Raw genomic sequence first — 18,873 nt, 5'->3', positions numbered from 1 at the left:
CGATGGAACATTATATCAGCCTGTTTGTACGCGCAGTGTTCGTAGAGAACATGGCGTTGGCGTTCTTCCTGGGGATGTGTACCTTCCTGGCGGTATCGAAGAAGGTCTCGACCGCCTTTGGTTTGGGGATTGCGGTTACCCTGGTGCTCGGTATCTCCGTGCCGGTGAACAACCTGGTCTACAACCTGATCCTGCGTGATGGCGCGCTGGTGGAAGGCGTTGATCTGAGCTTCCTCAACTTCATCACCTTTATAGGCGTGATTGCTGCGCTGGTGCAGATTCTGGAGATGATCCTCGATCGCTTCTTCCCGTCGCTTTACAACGCACTCGGCATTTTCCTGCCGCTGATCACCGTGAACTGCGCCATCTTCGGCGGTGTGTCCTTCATGGTGCAACGTGACTACAACTTCGCCGAATCGGTGGTGTACGGCTTCGGTTCCGGCACGGGCTGGATGTTGGCGATAGTCGCGATGGCGGGGATCCGCGAAAAACTCAAGTATGCCAATGTCCCCGCAGGGTTGCGCGGCCTGGGCATTACCTTTATCACCACCGGGCTGATGGCGTTGGGCTTTATGTCCTTCTCCGGTGTTCAGTTGTAAAGGCGGGAAGAATTTATGGAAATTATTTTAGGCGTCGCGATGTTTACCGCCATCGTTATGGTGCTGGTACTGCTGATCTTGTTCGCCAAATCGAAGCTGGTGAACACCGGCGATATTGCGGTGGAAGTGAATGGCGATTTGGACAAAAGCTTTACCGCTCCGGCGGGCGACAAGCTGCTGAATATGCTCTCCAGCCAGGGGATCTTCGTTTCGTCCGCCTGTGGCGGCGGCGGTTCCTGCGGGCAATGTCGGGTGGTGATCAAAGAGGGCGGCGGCGATATCCTGCCGACTGAACTGTCGCACATCAACAAGCGTGAAGCGAAAGAGGGTTGCCGCCTGGCCTGTCAGGTGAACGTGAAGCAAAACCTGAAAATCGAGCTGCCGGAAGAAATCTTTGGCGTGAAGAAGTGGGAGTGCGAAGTTATCTCCAACGATAACAAAGCCACCTTTATCAAAGAGCTGAAGCTGAAAATTCCTGACGGTGAAGACGTGCCGTTCCGTGCCGGTGGTTTTATTCAGATCGAGGCGCCGGCGCACGACATCAGCTATGCCGATTTCGATGTGCCGGAGGAGTACCGCGGCGACTGGGACAAATTCAACCTGTTCCGCTATCGCTCAGTGGTGAATGACACCACGGTGCGCGCTTATTCCATGGCGAACTATCCGGATGAAAAGGGCATTATCATGCTCAACGTGCGTATCGCTACGCCACCGCCGCGCGATCCTGACGTGCCACCGGGCATTATGTCTTCCTATATCTGGTCGCTGAAGGCCGGTGACAAGGTGACCATCTCCGGGCCATTCGGCGAGTTCTTTGCCAAGGATACCGACGCCGAAATGATCTTTATCGGCGGTGGTGCCGGCATGGCACCGATGCGTTCACACATCTTTGACCAGCTCAATCGCCTGAAGTCCAAGCGCAAAATCACCTTCTGGTACGGCGCGCGTTCGCTGCGTGAGATGTTCTACGAGGACGATTTCAATCGGTTGCAGGAAGAGAATGAAAACTTTACCTGGCACGTGGCGCTTTCCGATCCGCAGCCAGAGGATAACTGGACGGGTTACACCGGCTTTATCCATAATGTTCTGTTGGAAAACTATCTGCGCAACCACCCGGCGCCGGAAGACTGCGAATTCTACATGTGCGGTCCGCCAATGATGAACGCGGCGGTGATCAAGATGCTGAAAGATCTGGGCGTCGAAGACGAAAATATCATGCTGGATGACTTTGGTGGCTAAATGCGCGTAGGGGCAATGAAGAGCTGGATGACGACGGTGGTGCTGAGCGCCACCCTGTTATTGACCGGTTGCGGGCCGGAGCAGGTGAATCTCGAGGGTAAAACCATGGGGACCTCCTATTCGATCCGCTACGTCACCGGCGACGACACGCCGTCCGCCGCCAAGATACAGGCGGAGATCGACAAACGGTTGGAGTTGGTGAACGACCAAATGTCCACCTATCGTCCTGGCTCGGAACTGAGCCGCTTCAACGCCAGTCGCGCAGTGGATAAACCCTTCCCGGTGTCGGCCGCGACGGCAGAAGTGGTGCTGGAGGCGCTGCGTATCAACCGCGTTACCGACGGCGCGCTGGACGTGACCGTCGGGCCGTTGGTTAACCTGTGGGGCTTCGGGCCGGAAGGGCGGCCGGACAAGGTGCCGAGCGCCGCCGCACTGGAGCAGCGCCGCGCCTGGACTGGCATCGACAAGCTGTCGGTACAGGGTAACGCGTTGGTCAAACGCATTCCGGAGCTGTATGTCGATCTTTCCTCGATCGCCAAGGGCTACGGGGTGGATGTGATTGCCCAGTACCTGCAGTCGCAGCAGGTGAAAAATTACATGGTCGATATTGGCGGTGAGGTGCGCACTCGCGGCCACAACGGTGAGAATAAACCGTGGCGTATCGCCATTGAGCGGCCGACCGCCGGCATGGAGCAGAAAGCGCAATTGGTGATCCAACCCGGTGAGATGTCGATAGCCACCTCGGGGGATTACCGTAACTATTTCGAACAGGATGGCGTGCGGTATTCGCATACTATAGATCCGATCACCGGCCGGCCGATCCATCACCACCTGGTGTCGGTCACGGTGTTGAGCCCAACCTGCATGGCGGCAGACGGTTTGTCGACCGGATTAAACGTACTGGGGCCGGAACGCGGCATGGCATTGGCGAACCTGATGGGGATCCCGGTGTTCATGATTGTGAAAACTGCCACCGGTTTTGAAGAGCGCTACTCTGAGGCGTTTAAACCCTATTTGAACAAGCACTCGTGAGGTCGCTATGTTGACGGTATTTGTCGCCACCTTCGTGTTGTTTCTGCTGATTGTCGGCGGTATGTCCCTGGGCTACGTGTTTAAACGTAAAAGCCTGCAGGGCAGCTGCGGCGGCATTACGGCGCTGGGGATGGATAAGGTTTGCGACTGTCCGGAACCTTGCGATGCGCGTAAAAAACGCCTGGAGAAAGAGGCGTTGCGCCAGCAGCAGCTGGAAAAGCATCGGATTATCTGACTACAAGGGGCGCATGCGGTACAACCGCCACATGGGTTACAGATCTGACCGGCCACATAGGTAACACTTTCGTCTAATCGATACGGATAATACTGTGCTTAGCTCTGTCGTAATAAGCCGGTATCATCCGGTCGAACAACACGACATCCAACCCTTCACCCACTTCTTTAAGCATCACATATTCTCCCCGTAACGCCTCGCTGACAAACAGTCTTTTACCGAGCCGTATATCTCCTTTTTCAGCCACCTTGTACAACCGGGCTCCTTCCGGATAATTGACCTCCGGTATCCGTCCGTCCCACTGCCGGGGTGAAGGTGTCCACACCGAAGAAGGCGTTGCTCCTCCCAGTGCCGCATGCGGCCTTTCATGATTAAATTCATAACGATAATCACTGAACCATGCCTGTTGTTCTTCCATCGTTTGCCGGATGTTGTTATGGCTTAGGCCAGCCTTTAACGAACGGTGCATCCGTTCATGACGGCCATTTTGTTCCGGGTGGCCTTTCTTTATACGCTCCGGGTAAATACCTAACTTTATCATCCATACACTGAGACTACTCAGCCCGGCTATACCCGTTCCGGCAAAGGGCGCCCCATTATCAGTTCGCACAACCTCTGGCAGACCATACTCATGGAAGGCTCTCTCAAAACAGGCTCGAGTGAACAGCAGGTTTTCTGACGCGCTAGCCTCACATGCCAGAAGATAACGGCTATGGTTATCGGTCAGTGTAAAAGGGCGACAGTACTCCTGACTGAGTAGCCTAAATTTACCTTTAAAGTCAGCACTCCAGACCTGATTGACGGCCTGAATATCAGTGAGCGCATGCGTATTTTCGGGAGTTTTTCTGCGTTTTATCCTGTCTGGGACAAGGCCTTCGCGTTTGAGAATATCGCCAATCGTACTGCCTGCGGGAACGTCAAAAGGGATTTCATGGTTGAGAAGCCACTGACGAATTTTATTTGGGCCCCAGTCAGGATGAGCACGACGAAGGCTAATGAGGCAGTTAATGACGTCGGATGAATGTTGCCGTGAATGAGTCAGAGGTGCACGGGAATGGTCCTCAAGAGAGGAGACGTCATCGGGCTGAAAACGCTTAAGCCACTTGTAACCCGTTTTACGGCTGATACAAAAATGCCTGCAGACAGCGGAAAAAGAATCCCCGCTGGTCTGACAGGCATGAATAAATTCAAGGCGTTTCATGGTAACGGTCTCGGTCCAGGGCATAGTGAATTACCTCCGCTATGCCAGTCTATAACTGTTACCCATGTGACCGGTTAAAAGTGTTACCTATGTGACCGGTTTGTACCTGCAGCGCCCCTTTTTCTATCGGTTATTTGGCCTTGCGAAAGTTTTTCGCATCGGCCGGTGAGTTGACCATCACCCCGTCTACCCCAAGCGCCAGCGCCTGCTGGTAGTCTGCCGGGGTGTTGATACCAAACAGAATGATGTGCGCTGGGCCTTGCGAACGGAAGCAGTCGATCGATTCTTTATCCCAGGTCAGAAACGCCTTGGAGCGCCCCTCGCCCAGGGTAAATTTCTCCACCACTTCCACTTCCCGTTTCAGTTCCAACCCGTACCAGCGTGGCTTCTGGTTATCCGGCTTCAGTTCGCACAGGTGCGACAGGCTGATATTCGCCAGCAGGTCGCGGGTTTCATCGCGGGTTTCGAAACGCTTGATCGCCGGCGGTAGCGCCTGCAAATATTTGGCATCGGTGGAGTAAACGCGGGTGCGGTTCAGGCTGTCGGTTTTTTCCAGGGTTGCCAGCAAGGTTTTACCGAACTGGGCCGGATTGGCATCCGGTGACTTGATGTCCAGATAGAAATTGACCTTGGGGAAGTCGTTGAGTATTTCATCCAGCCGAGGAATGCCAATGCCTTTCCCCCGGAACGGGTGCGTTTCCCCTTTGGCGAATGACCAGCCGGCGTCAACTTTCGCCAGTTGTTCGGCGGTGTAAGCGGAGACCAGGCCCTGTTGGTTGGTCAGCGCTTTCAGGTCTGAGGGACGGTATAGCACGATAACGCCGTCTTTGGATTCCTGCAGCGTGATCCAAATGGCGTCCGCGCCGTTTTTCAGTGCGGTTTCAATTGCGACGCGAGTGTTTTCAGGTGCGTCGGCAGTGCCACCGCGGTGCGCAATAATGGCAGGGGCTGCGCTCGCGGCAAGGGATATCAGGGATAATGCTGAAGCGAATAAATAGACCGATAATGCTTTCATGTAGGGCACCTTCCTGTGCAAGGTTTATTGTTATCAATAACTGAGGCAATTAATTTGCCACAGCGTACTATTCAAAAATTACGCTTTTTTAACAAGTCGAAGATAATTGGGTGAAACCCTGTTTTATCCGAGCTGATCCGAGTTTTGCCGAGGCTTGAGCTTTCCATTATTGGCTGTATACTTATACAGTATTATTGGAGGGGCGATGCGTAAAATCATTCATGTCGATATGGACTGCTTCTTCGCGGCGGTAGAAATGCGCGACGATCCCAGCCTGCGCGATATTCCGTTGGCGATTGGCGGCAGCGCCGACCGGCGTGGGGTGATCAGCACCGCCAACTATCCTGCACGTCGCTATGGCGTACACAGTGCCATGTCGACGGCGATGGCGCTCAAGCTTTGCCCGCACCTTAAGCTGCTGCCCGGCCGCATGGCGGCGTACAAGGAAGCCTCGCTGCATATCCGTGAAATTTTTGCCCGCTACACCCCGTTGATCGAACCGCTGTCTCTGGATGAAGCCTATCTGGACGTCACTGACTGCAGCCAGTGCAACGGCTCGGCGACGCTGATCGCCGAACAAATCCGCCAGGCGATAGCCGATGAACTGAACCTCACCGCGTCTGCCGGTGTCGCGCCCATCAAATTCCTCGCCAAAATCGCCTCGGAGCTGAATAAGCCGAACGGCCAATACGTTATTACTCCGGCGCAGGTACCCGCATTTTTACAGCAACTGCCGCTGAGTAAAATCCCGGGCGTGGGAAAAGTGACCGCCAAACGGTTGGAAGAAGTGGGGTTGATCACCTGCGCCGACGTGCAGCAGTACGATCTGGCGGCGTTGTTAAAGCGCTTTGGCAAATTTGGCCGCGTACTTTGGGAACGCTGTCAGGGCATCGATCTGCGTGAGGTTTCGCCTGAGCGGCTGCGCAAGTCGGTGGGGGTAGAACGCACGCTGGCGGAGGACATTTATGCCTGGGAAGAGTGCGAAGCGCTGATCGTCGACAAACTGTATCCGGAACTGGAAATGCGCTTGCGCAAGGTAAAACCGGATCTGCATATCGCCCGCCAAGGCGTAAAGCTGAAGTTTCAGGATTTCCAGCAAACAACGCAGGAACACGTTTGGCCAGTATTGAATAAAGACGATTTGATCAATGTAGCGCGTCAGGCATGGAGCGAAAGACGTGAAGGGCGTGGGGTGCGGCTGGTAGGCTTGCACGTGACGTTGCTGGATCCGCAGCTAGAGCGCCAGCTGTTGCTGCCGTGGGAATAACAAGGGCGCAATGCAATATTGCACCCTTGCTTGCACAGCACGGTATTTTTTAGGGTTCAGTACACCGAACCCGGCAAATTACGCGCGCTCTGGGATACCCTTCAGCAGTGCCGTCAGCAGTTTCCAGTACAGGCCCACGCTTTCGATATGCACCTGCTCATCCGGTGAGTGTGGCCCGGTGATGGTCGGCCCAATCGACACCATATCCATATTCGGGTACGGCTTTTTAAACAGGCCGCATTCCAGCCCCGCGTGGATCACCATGATGTTTGGCGTCTTGTTGAACAGATCCTGATAGATCTCGCGTACCAAATGCATGACCGGTGAGTCAGCGTCCGGTTGCCAGCCAGGGTAGCCGCCTTTCGGGGCCACTTTGGCGTTGGCCAACTGGCCCAGCGCGGTCAGCATGCCGACCACGTAATCTTTACCGCTGTCGATCAACGAACGGATCAGGCAGATGATTTCTGCTTCGCTGTCGCTGGTGGTCACTACGCCCACGTTCAGTGAGGTTTCCACCACGCCTTTCACCGCGTCGCTCATGCGGATCACACCGTTTGGCGTGCCGTTGAGCAGTGCCAGGAAACGCTGTTGGCTGTCTGCGGTCATGGCCTGAGACGTGCTGGTGGTTGGCTCCAGCAGAACGGTGATGTTCTTCTCTTTAGCGGACAGCTCATTTTGCAGGGTGGCCAGGAACGCCTGGCTCAGTGCTTTGAGCTCATCGGCCTTAGCTGCCGGTACGGCAACCACGGCAGAAGCTTCACGCGGGATGGCGTTGCGCAGGGTGCCGCCGTTCAGGTCCAGTACGCGCAGATTCAACGCCGCGGCATTATCGAACAGGAAGCGCGCCAGCAGTTTGTTGGCGTTGCCCAGACCGACGTGAATATCCGCGCCGGAGTGGCCGCCTTTCAGGCCTTTGATCGTCAGCTTCAGGGTCTGGTAACCGGCCGGTACGGCTTCACGCTGCAGCGGCAGGGTGGTGATGAAATCAATACCGCCGGCGCAACCCATGTAGATCTCGCCTTCTTCTTCGGAATCGGTGTTGATCAGGATATCGGCCTGCAGCCAGTTAGCCTGCAGCCCGAATGCACCGTCCATGCCGGCTTCTTCGGTCATGGTCAGCAGCACTTCCAGCGGACCGTGCTCGACGCTGTCGTCTGCCAGCACAGCCAGCGCGGAGGCCATGCCGATGCCGTTGTCGGCGCCCAGCGTGGTGCCGCGCGCTTTGATCCACTCACCGTCGATATACGGCTGAATCGGATCCTTGGTGAAGTCGTGCACGGTGTCGTTATTCTTCTGCGGCACCATGTCCAGGTGCGCCTGCAGGGCAACCGGCTTGCGGTTTTCCATGCCTTTGGTGGCTGGCTTGCGCAGCAGGATATTGCCTACCTGGTCACGCTCGGCGTGCAGGTTTTTCTCTTTGGCCCATTCGAGGATGTGCTGCGCCAGCGCTTCTTCATGATAAGAAGGGTGTGGAATAGAGCAGATTTTGGCAAAAATATCCCACAGCGGCTGTGGCGAAAGTTGAGACAATTCAGACACAATAAGTCTCCTGTAACGGCATTCACGGCATAGCGGGAATACCGCTCGGTTAGGGTTAGGGGCATCTGTGCTGTTTTGGCACGATCTCCAGAGAATATCACTTTCTACCGGGCGGTGCCCGTCCCGAATTGTGCTGTTTAAGCGCTTGATCACACTAGTTTGCTGCGCTGCAGTTCATTTTTTCAGCATCAATCACCAGAGGAAATACTTATGATTTCCACGGTACAACTGGTATTCGGCGCGTCCAGTCTCTATAATCTCGCGCAACCTTTTTTCCCCTGATTACTGAATAAGCCACACCCTGGCTGGCTGGGACACCATTCTATGAGCGAAAAATACGTTGTTACCTGGGACATGCTGCAAATGCAAGCGCGCAAACTGGCTCACCGCCTGCTGCCCGTAGACCAATGGACAGGCATTATTGCCGTAAGCCGCGGCGGCCTGGTGCCGGCAGCCTTACTGGCGCGTGAACTGGGTATTCGCCATGTGGATACCGTATGCATTTCCAGCTATGACCATGACAACCAACGCGAAATGAAAGTGCTCAAGCGCGCTGAAGGCGACGGTGAAGGCTTTATCGTCATCGACGATCTGGTGGATACCGGTGGTACTGCAAAAGCCATCCGCGAGATGTACCCGAAAGCGCATTTCGTCACCATCTTTGCCAAGCCGGCAGGCCGCCCGCTGGTTGACGATTATGTGGTTGATATCCCACAGGATACCTGGATCGAACAGCCATGGGACATGGCGGTGACCTTCGTACCACCGATCGGCGGTCGTTAAGTTCGACAGGCTGTTCCATTAAAACGCCCGGTTTCGCCGGGCGTTTTCGTTATTTTGGTTTATCGCCCCAGAGTTAGGTACACTACCTCCAGTTGATTAGGCTGTTTGCGGCCTATAGCCAGATTTACGGAGGCTGTTGTTACCATGGCACAAGCCAACCTTTCTGAAATTCTGTTCAAACCCTCATTTAAACATCCTGAGACCTCGACGCTGGTGATGCGCGCGCGCAACAAAGTCAGCGCCGATCTGCATTCCACGCTGGAAGGCAACACCGTCAGCAACTGGTATCGCATGCTTAACCCGCTGTTGTGGGCCTGGCGCGGCGTTGATCCGATCGAAATCAACGAAGTGCTGGCGCGCATCGCAGTCGCCGATGTGGAGCACACCAACGACAAATGGCTGGATACCGTGGTCGGTTACCGTAACGGCAACTGGATTTACGAATGGGTTCACCAGGGCATGCGCTGGCAACAGAGCGCGTTGGAACAGCAGGATCCTTTGATCGGCGGTCAGCACTGGCTCAACGCCGCCAATTTTTACAGCATCGCCGGCTACCCGCACCTGAAAGGGGACGAACTGGCCGAGCAGGCCGAAGCGCTCTCCTGCCGGGCTTACGAAGAAGCCGCGCTGTTGCTGCCTTATCAGTTGAAAGAGCTGGAGTTCCGCATTGAGGGCGGCAGCAGCATCAATGGTTTCCTGCACCTGCCGGAAAAGGGTGAGGCCCCGTTCCCGACGGTGTTGATGTGCGGCAGCCTGGACACGCTGCAAACTGACTACCACCGCCTGTTCCGCGATTATCTGGCACCGCACGGCATCGCCATGCTGACCATCGATATGCCTTCCATCGGCTCCTCATACAAGTGGAAGCTGACGCAAGATTCCAGCTTCCTGCATCAGCAGGTGCTGATCCAACTGGCCTCGGTGCCGTGGGTCGATCATCAGCGCGTCACCGCGTTTGGCTTCCGTTTTGGTGCCAACGTGGCGGTACGTCTGGCCTATCTGGAGCCACAGCGGCTGCGGGGCGTGGCTTGTCTGGGGCCGGTGGTGCATCGCCTGCTGTGCGACAGCAAAACGCAACAGCATGTGCCGGACATGTACATGGATGTGCTGGCCAGCCGGATGGGGATGGCCAACGCGTCGGATAACGTGCTGAAGGTGGAGCTGAACAGTTATTCGCTGAAAACCCAAGGGCTGTTGGGCCGCCGTTGCCCGACGCCAATGCTGGCCGGTTACTGGGATCAGGATCCGCTCAGCCCGAAAGAAGAAGCGCAGCTGATCGCATCATCCTCGCTGGACGGCAAACTGATCGCCATACCGCGCGCCCCTGTCTACAGCAGTTTCCACAAGGCGTTGCTGCAAATGACCCACTGGATGAAAGATAAAATGCGTTAATTAGTTGCTAAATTTTAACAGTTTGTTAAAAAGAGTGGTCTACATTGAGGAGGTTAAAGAATGACGTTACCGAGTGGTCACCCTAAAAGCCGACTAATGAAACGTTTCGCCAGCTTGGGGCCGTACCTGCGTGAAGGGCAGTGTGAGAACGACCGTTTTTTCTTTGATTGTTTAGCCGTGTGCGTCAATGTTAAGCCCGCTCCAGAGAAGCGCGAGTTCTGGGGTTGGTGGATCGAACTGCATGCCGAAGATACGCGTTTCACCTACGCCTATCAGTTTGGCCTGTTTGATAAAGATGGGCACTGGACGCCGGAAAAGATTAAAGATGCTGAAGTGAAAACCAAGTTGGAAACCACCCTGCGTGATTTCCACCGTCGTCTGGGCGAGCTGCTGACCACCATGGAACTGACGCTTGAACCGGCCGAGAATTTCAAAGAGAAACTGATTAAACTTTCCGCCTGACCCCGTTAGACCACAAGTATTCTGCTGATTTCGCGTTGTGCCTGTTGGCATAACGCGTCTCTCCTGCTACAAAGTCCTTTGCACTCTTATTCTCATCATACACGGCAGAAATACTATGAACGGCAGCCAGACACTGGTTGTGAAATTGGGCACCAGCGTGTTGACCGGCGGATCGCTGCGTCTTAACCGTGCTCACATTGTCGAACTGGTACGCCAGTGCGCACAACAGCATGCAGCGGGTCACCGCATCGTTATCGTCACCTCCGGCGCGATTGCCGCCGGGCGCGAACATTTGGGTTACCCCGAACTCCCCGCCACCATCGCCTCCAAGCAGCTGCTGGCGGCGGTCGGGCAGAGCCGGCTGATCCAACTGTGGGAGCAACTGTTTTCCATTTACGGCATCCACGTCGGGCAGATGTTGCTGACGCGCGCCGATCTGGAAGACCGTGAACGCTTCCTCAACGCGCGTGACACCATGACCGCGCTGCTGGACAACCGTATCGTGCCGGTAATCAATGAGAACGACGCGGTAGCGACCGCAGAAATCAAGGTGGGCGACAACGACAACCTGTCGGCGCTGGCGGCGATCCTGGCCGGGGCCGACAAATTGCTGTTGCTGACCGATCAGCAAGGCTTGTACACCGCCGATCCACGTAATAACCCGCAGGCGGAACTGATCCGTGAAGTGCACGGCATCGACGATGCGCTGCGTGCCATCGCTGGCGACAGCGTTTCCGGCCTGGGCACCGGCGGCATGGGCACCAAGTTGCAAGCTGCCGACGTGGCTTGTCGCGCCGGCATCGACGTGATCATTGCCGCTGGCAGCAAGCCGGGCGTGGTGGCGGACGTTATTGAAGGTAAACCGGTGGGCACGCGTTTCCACGCGCTGGAAACCCCGTTGGAAAACCGCAAACGCTGGATCTTTGGCGCACCGCCGGCCGGTGAGATCACCGTCGACGACGGCGCGGTCGATGCGATTATGGCGCGCGGCAGTTCGCTGCTGCCGAAGGGCATTCGCGAAGTGAAAGGCGATTTCTCCCGCGGTGAAGTGATCCGCATCCGCAATCTGGCGGGGCGTGATTTGGCCCACGGCGTCAGCCGCTATAACAGCGACGCGATGCGCATGATTGCCGGTCATCACTCGCAGGAAATCAGCGAAATTCTCGGTTATGAATACGGCCCGGTGGCAGTGCACCGTGACGATATGATAGTCAGTTAAGGAGTGAGCATGCTAGAGCAAATGGGGAAAGCCGCCAAACAGGCTTCCTGGCAACTGGCGGTGCTGAGCACGGCGAAGAAAAATCAGGTGTTGTCGGTCATCGCCGACCGGCTGGAAGCCGAAAGCGAAGTGATTTTGCAGGCTAACGAGCAGGATATGACGCAGGCACGCGCCAGCGGGATGAGCGAAGCGCTGCTCGATCGCCTGCTACTGACCCCGGCGCGACTGGCGGCGATCGCCAACGATGTGCGCCAGGTGTGTCGTTTAAACGACCCGGTCGGCCACGTGTTGGACGGTAGCCTGCTGGACAGCGGGCTGAAACTGGAACGCCGTCGCGTGCCGTTGGGCGTGATTGGCGTGATTTATGAAGCACGGCCAAACGTCACCATCGACGTTGCCAGCCTGTGCCTGAAAACCGGCAACGCGGTGATCCTGCGTGGCGGTAAAGAAACCCACCATACCAATCAGGCGACGGTGAAAGTGATCCAGCAGGCGCTGGAACAGTGCGGCCTACCGGCGGCTGCGGTACAGGCTATCGACAGCCCGGATCGCGCGTTGGTGAATGAACTGCTGCGCCTGGATCGCTACGTCGATATGCTGATCCCACGCGGTGGCGCGGGGCTGCACAAGCTGTGTCGTGAACAGTCGACCATCCCGGTGATCACTGGCGGTATCGGCGTTTGCCACACCTACGTTGATGACAGCGTTGATTTCGACAAGGCGCTGACGGTGATAGAGAACGCCAAAATTCAGCGCCCAAGCGCCTGTAACTCGCTGGAAACGCTGCTGGTGAACCGCAGCATCGCCGCAGAGTTCCTGCCGGCGCTGAGTGCCAGAATGGCGGCGGTGGGGGTTACCCTGCACGCGGCGGAGAATGCCATGCCGCTGCTGCAAGACGGCCCGGCAACGGTGGTGGCGGTGGCGGCAGAAGATTATGACGACGAATGGCTGTCGTTGGATCTGAACGTGGCGCTGGTGGACGATATCGATCAGGCCATCGACCATATCCGTACCCACGGCACCAGCCACTCCGACGCGATCCTCACCCGTTCACTGAGCAGCGCCGAGCACTTTGTGCGTGCGGTGGACTCCAGTGCGGTATATGTGAATGCCAGCACCCGCTTCACCGACGGCGGCCAGTTCGGTCTGGGTGCAGAAGTGGCGGTCAGCACGCAGAAACTGCATGCCCGCGGTCCAATGGGCCTGGACGCTCTGACCACCTACAAGTGGATCGGCTACGGCGACGATTTGGTTCGCAGTTAACGTTTAGTATGGCGTTGAGATTTCATGTAGGGGCGCAGCATGCTGCGCCCTTTTTGTATGCTGGGTCATACCAGAACTGGCATTGTTGCAGGCCCAAAGAAACTATTCTGAAAGTCGGCTCTGTGCCAGGAGTGGACGTTGCTGACTTCAGTTTGTACTAATTTAAGAAGCCTATTCAGGCATATTCATTCATTTTCAGCGTAGGAAATACTATATCTATCGCCAGTACTTAGAACGTTAGCAAACGCATCACGACTCAGATGCATACCTGCAACGAGTAGTTTTTCACTGACGGCTTGCTCAAGAACTTTTTTTCGTGTTTCTTCGGCCTGAGCGGGATCGAAGTCAAACACAACGGAAACGTTCGGTTGCATTGACTGAATATGGGGATAATGAACAATATCTCCCCATATTAATAAGCATTTATTACCAGAATCAATGCGGAACCCTGTATGTCCAGGTGTGTGGCCCGGTAACCATACCGGAAGAATATTCCCTGCTATTTTGCTTTCGTTAAAAAATCGTACGCTCTGCGCATAAGCATTTAATGTCTTGCGGACTAGCCTAAAATTACTTTTCCCGCGTGCATTTGCTGTTTTTAATTTTTTATCATCCCACCAGTGTTCCGCTTCGAGAGGATGCAGAATAACTTCAGCATTTTTATAGACGGTTTTTTCTTCAGCATCAAGTAGACCCCCAATATGGTCAGGATGGCAGTGGGTCAATAAGACAGTATCCACGTCGTCTGTGCTAACGCCTGTTGCCTCAAGGTTTGCTTTGAGCTGTCCTCCTGTGCTGCTCAACGATCCTGTGCCCGTATCAACCAGAATAGTCCTTCCCCTCCCACGGATAAGATAGCAGTTAATATGGATATCACCGGGCTCAGAGATTCCGGCATTGTACTGGATGACCCGGGCATCGACGTTTTCAATGCCTGACAACAAATCCAGACTAGCTGAAATAATGCCATCACTCAAAGCTGTTACCTGAAAATCACCGATCTGTCGAAAAGGGAAAACTGGATGGTTCATAAATACCTCAGGGTTAGTTTTGGGGGAATGTTTTCGGTGCAAGCGTTCCAAAATAGCGAAAGCGCGCTATCAGTCCCGAAATTTGTTGAATGATAAAATCCAGGTGGTGCATAAAATTCTCCATCACTTCTTGCGTACGAAATTTTGCTAGGCGATAAAAAATTTCGGCATATACCGATTACTCACCCCGTCTTTACGTTGATAAAGACGGTATGAACATTCTTTTAATTCTGAGCCGAGAATCTCACAGTAGAGAGCGCTGCAGTTATAGATAAAATCGTAAAGGTCATTAAATCAGTCAGACTGATTTTCAGAAATATAAAAAGTCAGATTAGGCATGATGTTATGGTTTAATTTTTTTGCGAATCTTAACTGAGTTTTGCAACTGCGATGTAATAGGCCGGTAGAGATACACTCCATGAGCATCTGTGAATAGCGAGGCAGTTTCACGAGGTAAAATATATGCAAAACGGCGTTTGGGGGATTTATCCAGCCCTACCGCCTGCATTTCCAATGCTCGGCTTCCGAGTTCTGATTCTAAATAGCTTATTGGCCGGGAGCTAAATAGCAGGATTTCCTCTGTGGAAATGGCCGGAGCCGGGTCTTCACATGTATAGAGGTTACGGTGCCAGTCAGTTATGCAGGCCTGCCACCGGGAGAAATTGCCACCCCCTTTCAAACGGTAATCTTCACTGCAGAGAACATTCGCATTTTTAATGGTATGAATAGCGAGATAAGCAGGGCATCCGGGGTTCAAAGCACGGAAACGTTGAGAAGTCGAGAATCCGTTAACAGAGATCAACGCGGGCAGTTTTTTCCGACTGTAAAACGCATTCCATTCAGCCTCGCTTTGAGGATCGTTGTACGAGCATTCCACGATATAGAACATCAACTTATCTCCACATGAATAATCGCAGGGAACAAATAAACCTGCTTAATGACTATTTATCATGCTACGTGCTGATTTTACGATTTTAAATCGATAATATGTCATTGGTTAGTGACATTAACTCAATTAATGTACGTTTTGTGTACTAAGTAAGGAGCGCTAACTATGCGCAAAAAAATCCCCAGCAGCACTTCTTTGCAGGCGTTTGATGCTGCCGCAAGACACGGTAATTTTGCCAGGGCCGCAGAGGAACTGTCTCTGACGGAAGGAGCCATTAGCCGTCAGATTGCGCGTCTTGAATCTTTGCTGAACTGTCGATTGTTTGACCGTATGGGAAGTCGCGTGAAGATTAATCCTGTAGGTGCACGCTATGCACATCACATCCGTGAAACGCTTGAACGACTTGAAAGAGATACTCAATACATAATGGGAATGCCTGAGGGAGGCAAGAACCTGGATATTGCCGTACTGCCGACCTTTTCCAGTCGATGGTTTATCCCTCGTTTAAGTGGATTTAAAGCCTTATACCCAAACATAACATTAAATATTGCGATCAGAACCAATCCTTTCATCTTATCTGAGAGTGGCTTTGACGCCGTAGTTCACTTTGAACACCCAGCATGGGCAGGCATGCGCTTGCAATTTCTGTTTCAGGAAAAACTGGTACCCGTATGTCATTCGGCACTTTTAACAAATCAGGATATAAATGAGCAGTTAAATAAACTTCCGCGAATTCACCGCCGACAGAATCCGGATGCATGGCACCAGTATGCCCGGGAAAGCGGTTTAATCCTTGATAACCCGGCCCAGGGAGATCGGTATGACCTTCACGAAATGGCAATAGCAGCTGTCATGGCAGGGCAAGGAGTAGCACTGATACCGCGTATGTATGTCGAAAATGAATTGAAAAGTGGAGTGCTTGTTTCGCCCTGGCCTGCATCAGACAATCTGAGCAAAAACTTCTGTTTAGTAAAGCCGATAGAAACCGGAATAAATGCAGCGGCATTAGAGAATTTTGAGCATTGGCTACTTGCTGAGACAAATGCTTTTGCGAGAACCTTCATTTGAACACGTTAACTCAAGAAGATGATATTACGGAATTACGTCTGTTCCTCGTTCATAGCGGCCCAATATTAAAGGTTTTCCATATAATAGAACGCTTTCATCAGTTCTTCTTCGGTTTGTGGTGATACCAAACTTGCCCCAGAATCTTCCTCAACTTTTATCAAAAGCTCACTGCGGGTAATTCCTAACCTGTTTGCCACATGGTTAGCACAACTTCGTGCGTGAGAAGCTCTGTGTGCCAAGGGCCTTGCCGTATCCAAAACTCTTGTCCTCGATGATGAATGAGACATTAGTTCCTCCTTAAACAGATACACTTGGATAACTCGTTCTTCGCTGCCAAAGCTTTCTGGGTGGGCGTTCAACTATAAGGCAGGGAATGCACCGGACCGGTGACACTCTTCAATAGCTATGGAGTGCCTAATTTGCTCATCGCGCCCGGATATGTACTGATAAGCGCATTCGTAATGCGAAGGTCGTAGGTTCGATCACAAAGAATGAAATCGCCTGCCAATCCGCTCAATAACCGCTCCAGCATCCACCCCAAGCAGCCGGGCAATAACAGCAAACTCCACCACATCCAGCTTGCGCTCGCCGTTTTCAACCTTGGCGATAAACGACTGCGGGCGTCCCAGCGCTTCGGCCAGTTTGGCCTGAGTGATGCCTTTTTCTATACGAGAATCCCGAAGTGTTTTTATAACTAATTGATATTCTGTTGAATAAACTGAAGTCATAGCGTTTTCCGCGAGTGATATCCCAAAATCGAATATCTGCCATTGCTGTGATTATCCCAAAGTAGGATAACTTAAGGCATCAGATAACCCGGAGAATTAAGCATGATGGATAAAGATGATTGGCACCCGGCGGACGTGATCGCCGCTTTAAAGAAGAGGGGCACCACGTTAGCGGCGGTATCCAGAGAGGCAGGGCTAGCATCCTCGACGCTGGGCAATGCGCTGGCACGCCACTGGCCGAAAGGAGAGCGGTTAATTGGTGAGGCTTTGAATCTGCCCCCGGCAGTGATATGGCCTTCAAGATACTCTGAGGCTGTACATAAGGATTGAGTAGAGCGGCCAGTCTCTATCAGAACTCGGCGTTATTATTAATGAGAATGAAAACAGCAGATAAAAATGGGGGTAGGGTAGTAAACGTTATCCACAACCCCCACTATTTTCTAATAAATATAAAAATTATTTTTTAACCATAAGATGACTGCGCTCTTCTTTACTCATCGCCTTGTTTGAGCTGGAAATAACGCAGTTATATTCTTTACCTTCATTAATAATCATAAAGGTGCTGACGGGGTTTTTAAAATCTTTGCCGATGGTGAAATAAACATAATCCTTAGGCAACACATTGGGTTTGAAGGCACCAAATGCATAAACCCCTTCTATGCCGAGTGCTGATAAATCAACCGTAAGCTCCAGCGGCTGCGTGGCCATCGGCGATGGCAGCATGGATTTAGCCGACATCATCATCGAACTGGTATTGACGGTGTATTCGCTGGTGACTTTCATCCCGACATACTTGGAGGTTGGCATGGAAAGTTCTTTCATACAGGCGGCATCGTGCTGCGGGGCGGGGCTGCCGTTTTGTTGCACGGCGTGTACGTGTTCCAATGTCACCTGCACTTTGCCAGTCACCGGTTGTTTAGTGTCTGCCGCGTGAGCCATGCCGACCATCGTGATGGCAGCAATCGTAGGTAAAATAACGCCAGTCATTATTTTCATTACTCTTCTCCTGACTTTTAAGTTTGGAAAAGTTGGATTAACTTTTCCGTGTGTGTAGCCGATAGAATTGAATTAATGAAATCATGGGTAGCACTATGTGGCCCTGTGCCGTCATTGGGCATGGCATAGCAGACTTTAAAAACAACTGGCGTTTTTTAAGATAAATGCAATGAGTGGATAAAAATTTTTTCTTACGGAACTCTGTCAGCCCATGGGCTTATATTTTGTATGAATAACCTTAGTCAAGATCCGGGATAGATACAACTCGGCGTATATAAATTTTTCTAACCGTTTGGCGCCTGGAAATTAATAAGCCAATGGACTATTTCCAATGGCTTATATTTATATGCTTATTATTGCAATGTTGGGGTTGTCATTTCGGGCTAACGCCGATTCAACCAAGGCAGCATACGCACCAGCGCATTGTCCTTAACGATATAGTGATGGAACAGCGCTGCGGCGGCATGCAGCCCGATCAGCCAATAGCCGAAAGCCGCCAGCGTCTTATGCCAGCCGATAATCGTCCGCGCCTGCGGCCGGTCGGCAATCTCGGCGAAGGGCATCGGCAAGCCGAATAAAAACCACTCTTTCCCCCCAAATAGCGGGAATAGACGCCCAGAATCGGCAACGTCAGCAGCAGCAGGTAAATCAGGCTGTGTACCAGATGGGCTACGCCAGTTTGCCATTTTGCCGGTTTCGGCTCGATAGCGGGGCTGGTGTGGCGCCAGCGCAGAAACAAGCGGGCGATCATCAGAACAAATACCGTCACTCCGCAACTGAAATGGGTCACCACCAGCACGTACCACACCGGGGTGCCCGGTACGGCAAGCCCTCTCAGCTCAATCGTCGTGCAGGTCACGACCAGCAGGATCGCCACCAGCCAGTGCAGACGGATCTGCATCGGCATATAAGAGT

General features: G+C 53.2%; 19 protein-coding genes and 1 pseudogene. 12 read left to right on the top strand and 8 right to left on the bottom strand.

From position 1 onward, the window contains the following. Positions 1–2: 2 nt before the first annotated feature. The 4 genes from nqrE to nqrM are packed head-to-tail and all read left to right on the top strand — an operon-like array spanning position 3 to position 3,105. Positions 3–599 (top strand): NADH:ubiquinone reductase (Na(+)-transporting) subunit E, encoded by a 597-nt coding sequence (gene nqrE / locus ACMGG1_RS19760; RefSeq protein WP_012005400.1) that lies wholly within the window; start codon positions 3–5, stop codon positions 597–599. 15 nt (positions 600–614) lie between these two features. Further along, positions 615–1,838 (top strand): NADH:ubiquinone reductase (Na(+)-transporting) subunit F, encoded by a 1,224-nt coding sequence (gene nqrF / locus ACMGG1_RS19755; RefSeq protein WP_044548498.1) that lies wholly within the window; start codon positions 615–617, stop codon positions 1,836–1,838. Then, entirely contained in the window at positions 1,839–2,870 is a 1,032-nt protein-coding gene (locus ACMGG1_RS19750; protein ID WP_414160961.1) for an FAD:protein FMN transferase, read from the top strand. 7 nt (positions 2,871–2,877) lie between these two features. Continuing rightward, positions 2,878–3,105 (top strand): (Na+)-NQR maturation NqrM, encoded by a 228-nt coding sequence (gene nqrM, locus ACMGG1_RS19745; protein ID WP_020825372.1) that lies wholly within the window; start codon positions 2,878–2,880, stop codon positions 3,103–3,105. Between the two features lie 73 nt (positions 3,106–3,178). Here nqrM and ACMGG1_RS19740 read toward each other — a convergent pair whose 3' ends face one another. Both ACMGG1_RS19740 and ACMGG1_RS19735 read right to left on the bottom strand, forming a co-directional pair. Next, on the bottom strand, positions 3,179–4,306 hold the full coding sequence (locus tag ACMGG1_RS19740; protein ID WP_414160879.1) for an integrase core domain-containing protein: 1,128 nt from the start codon (positions 4,304–4,306) through the stop codon (positions 3,179–3,181). A gap of 130 nt (positions 4,307–4,436) precedes the next feature. Next, complete coding sequence (locus ACMGG1_RS19735; RefSeq protein ID WP_414160960.1) at positions 4,437–5,321, bottom strand: glycerophosphodiester phosphodiesterase family protein; 885 nt, start codon at positions 5,319–5,321, stop codon at positions 4,437–4,439. Positions 5,322–5,526: 205 nt separating this feature from the next. On the opposite strand from ACMGG1_RS19735, the gene dinB reads away from it, so the two are divergent. Next, on the top strand, positions 5,527–6,588 hold the full coding sequence (gene dinB / locus ACMGG1_RS19730; RefSeq protein WP_414160959.1) for a DNA polymerase IV: 1,062 nt from the start codon (positions 5,527–5,529) through the stop codon (positions 6,586–6,588). Between the two features lie 78 nt (positions 6,589–6,666). Here the strand turns inward: dinB and pepD are convergent, their stop codons facing one another. Then, the gene (gene pepD, locus ACMGG1_RS19725; protein WP_414160958.1) at positions 6,667–8,127 is read right to left on the bottom strand and encodes a beta-Ala-His dipeptidase; all 1,461 of its coding nucleotides are present in this window, start codon (positions 8,125–8,127) and stop codon (positions 6,667–6,669) included. A gap of 324 nt (positions 8,128–8,451) precedes the next feature. Here pepD and gpt point away from each other — a divergent pair, with 324 nt between their 5' ends. The 5 genes from gpt (at position 8,452) to proA (ending at position 13,246) form a co-directional block, all read left to right on the top strand. Further along, positions 8,452–8,910, top strand: a complete 459-nt coding sequence (gene gpt, locus ACMGG1_RS19720; protein ID WP_044548512.1) for a xanthine phosphoribosyltransferase — start codon at positions 8,452–8,454, stop codon at positions 8,908–8,910. 144 nt (positions 8,911–9,054) lie between these two features. Further along, the gene (gene frsA / locus ACMGG1_RS19715; RefSeq protein ID WP_044548514.1) at positions 9,055–10,302 is read left to right on the top strand and encodes an esterase FrsA; all 1,248 of its coding nucleotides are present in this window, start codon (positions 9,055–9,057) and stop codon (positions 10,300–10,302) included. Positions 10,303–10,362: 60 nt separating this feature from the next. Then, positions 10,363–10,764, top strand: coding sequence for a sigma factor-binding protein Crl (gene crl / locus ACMGG1_RS19710; RefSeq protein WP_041414255.1), 402 nt, complete (start codon positions 10,363–10,365; stop codon positions 10,762–10,764). A gap of 115 nt (positions 10,765–10,879) precedes the next feature. After that, complete coding sequence (gene proB / locus ACMGG1_RS19705) at positions 10,880–11,983, top strand: glutamate 5-kinase (protein WP_020825379.1); 1,104 nt, start codon at positions 10,880–10,882, stop codon at positions 11,981–11,983. A 9-nt stretch (positions 11,984–11,992) separates the two neighbouring features. Beyond that, positions 11,993–13,246, top strand: a complete 1,254-nt coding sequence (gene proA / locus ACMGG1_RS19700; protein ID WP_165366307.1) for a glutamate-5-semialdehyde dehydrogenase — start codon at positions 11,993–11,995, stop codon at positions 13,244–13,246. A gap of 185 nt (positions 13,247–13,431) precedes the next feature. Here proA and ACMGG1_RS19695 read toward each other — a convergent pair whose 3' ends face one another. Then, entirely contained in the window at positions 13,432–14,277 is an 846-nt protein-coding gene (locus ACMGG1_RS19695) for an MBL fold metallo-hydrolase (protein ID WP_414160957.1), read from the bottom strand. 343 nt (positions 14,278–14,620) lie between these two features. After that, positions 14,621–15,166: a sugar ABC transporter gene (locus ACMGG1_RS19690; protein ID WP_128864380.1), complete on the bottom strand. Its 546-nt coding sequence runs from the start codon at positions 15,164–15,166 to the stop codon at positions 14,621–14,623. 165 nt (positions 15,167–15,331) lie between these two features. Here ACMGG1_RS19690 and ACMGG1_RS19685 point away from each other — a divergent pair, with 165 nt between their 5' ends. Then, on the top strand, positions 15,332–16,234 hold the full coding sequence (locus ACMGG1_RS19685) for a LysR substrate-binding domain-containing protein (RefSeq protein ID WP_414160956.1): 903 nt from the start codon (positions 15,332–15,334) through the stop codon (positions 16,232–16,234). A 482-nt stretch (positions 16,235–16,716) separates the two neighbouring features. Here the strand turns inward: ACMGG1_RS19685 and ACMGG1_RS19680 are convergent, their stop codons facing one another. After that, on the bottom strand, positions 16,717–16,962 hold the full coding sequence (locus ACMGG1_RS19680) for a helix-turn-helix domain-containing protein (protein ID WP_142815827.1): 246 nt from the start codon (positions 16,960–16,962) through the stop codon (positions 16,717–16,719). Positions 16,963–17,067: 105 nt separating this feature from the next. Here ACMGG1_RS19680 and ACMGG1_RS19675 point away from each other — a divergent pair, with 105 nt between their 5' ends. Then, positions 17,068–17,292, top strand: coding sequence for a helix-turn-helix domain-containing protein (locus ACMGG1_RS19675; RefSeq protein ID WP_261279338.1), 225 nt, complete (start codon positions 17,068–17,070; stop codon positions 17,290–17,292). 126 nt (positions 17,293–17,418) lie between these two features. On the opposite strand, the gene ACMGG1_RS19670 is transcribed toward ACMGG1_RS19675, so the two are convergent. Continuing rightward, a complete protein-coding gene (locus ACMGG1_RS19670) occupies positions 17,419–17,958 on the bottom strand; it encodes a hypothetical protein (protein ID WP_115059946.1) in 540 nt (179 codons plus the stop codon). A 383-nt stretch (positions 17,959–18,341) separates the two neighbouring features. Beyond that, positions 18,342–18,865: pseudogene (gene cybB, locus ACMGG1_RS19665) on the bottom strand (cytochrome b561). Positions 18,866–18,873 lie beyond the last annotated feature (8 nt).

This window comes from Serratia sp. BNK-12, assembly GCF_047456085.1.
Taxonomy (GTDB): Bacteria; Pseudomonadota; Gammaproteobacteria; order Enterobacterales; family Enterobacteriaceae; genus Serratia; species Serratia liquefaciens.
Note: the sequence above shows the minus strand (reverse complement) of the source record. Positions and strands in the feature narration are given on the sequence as shown.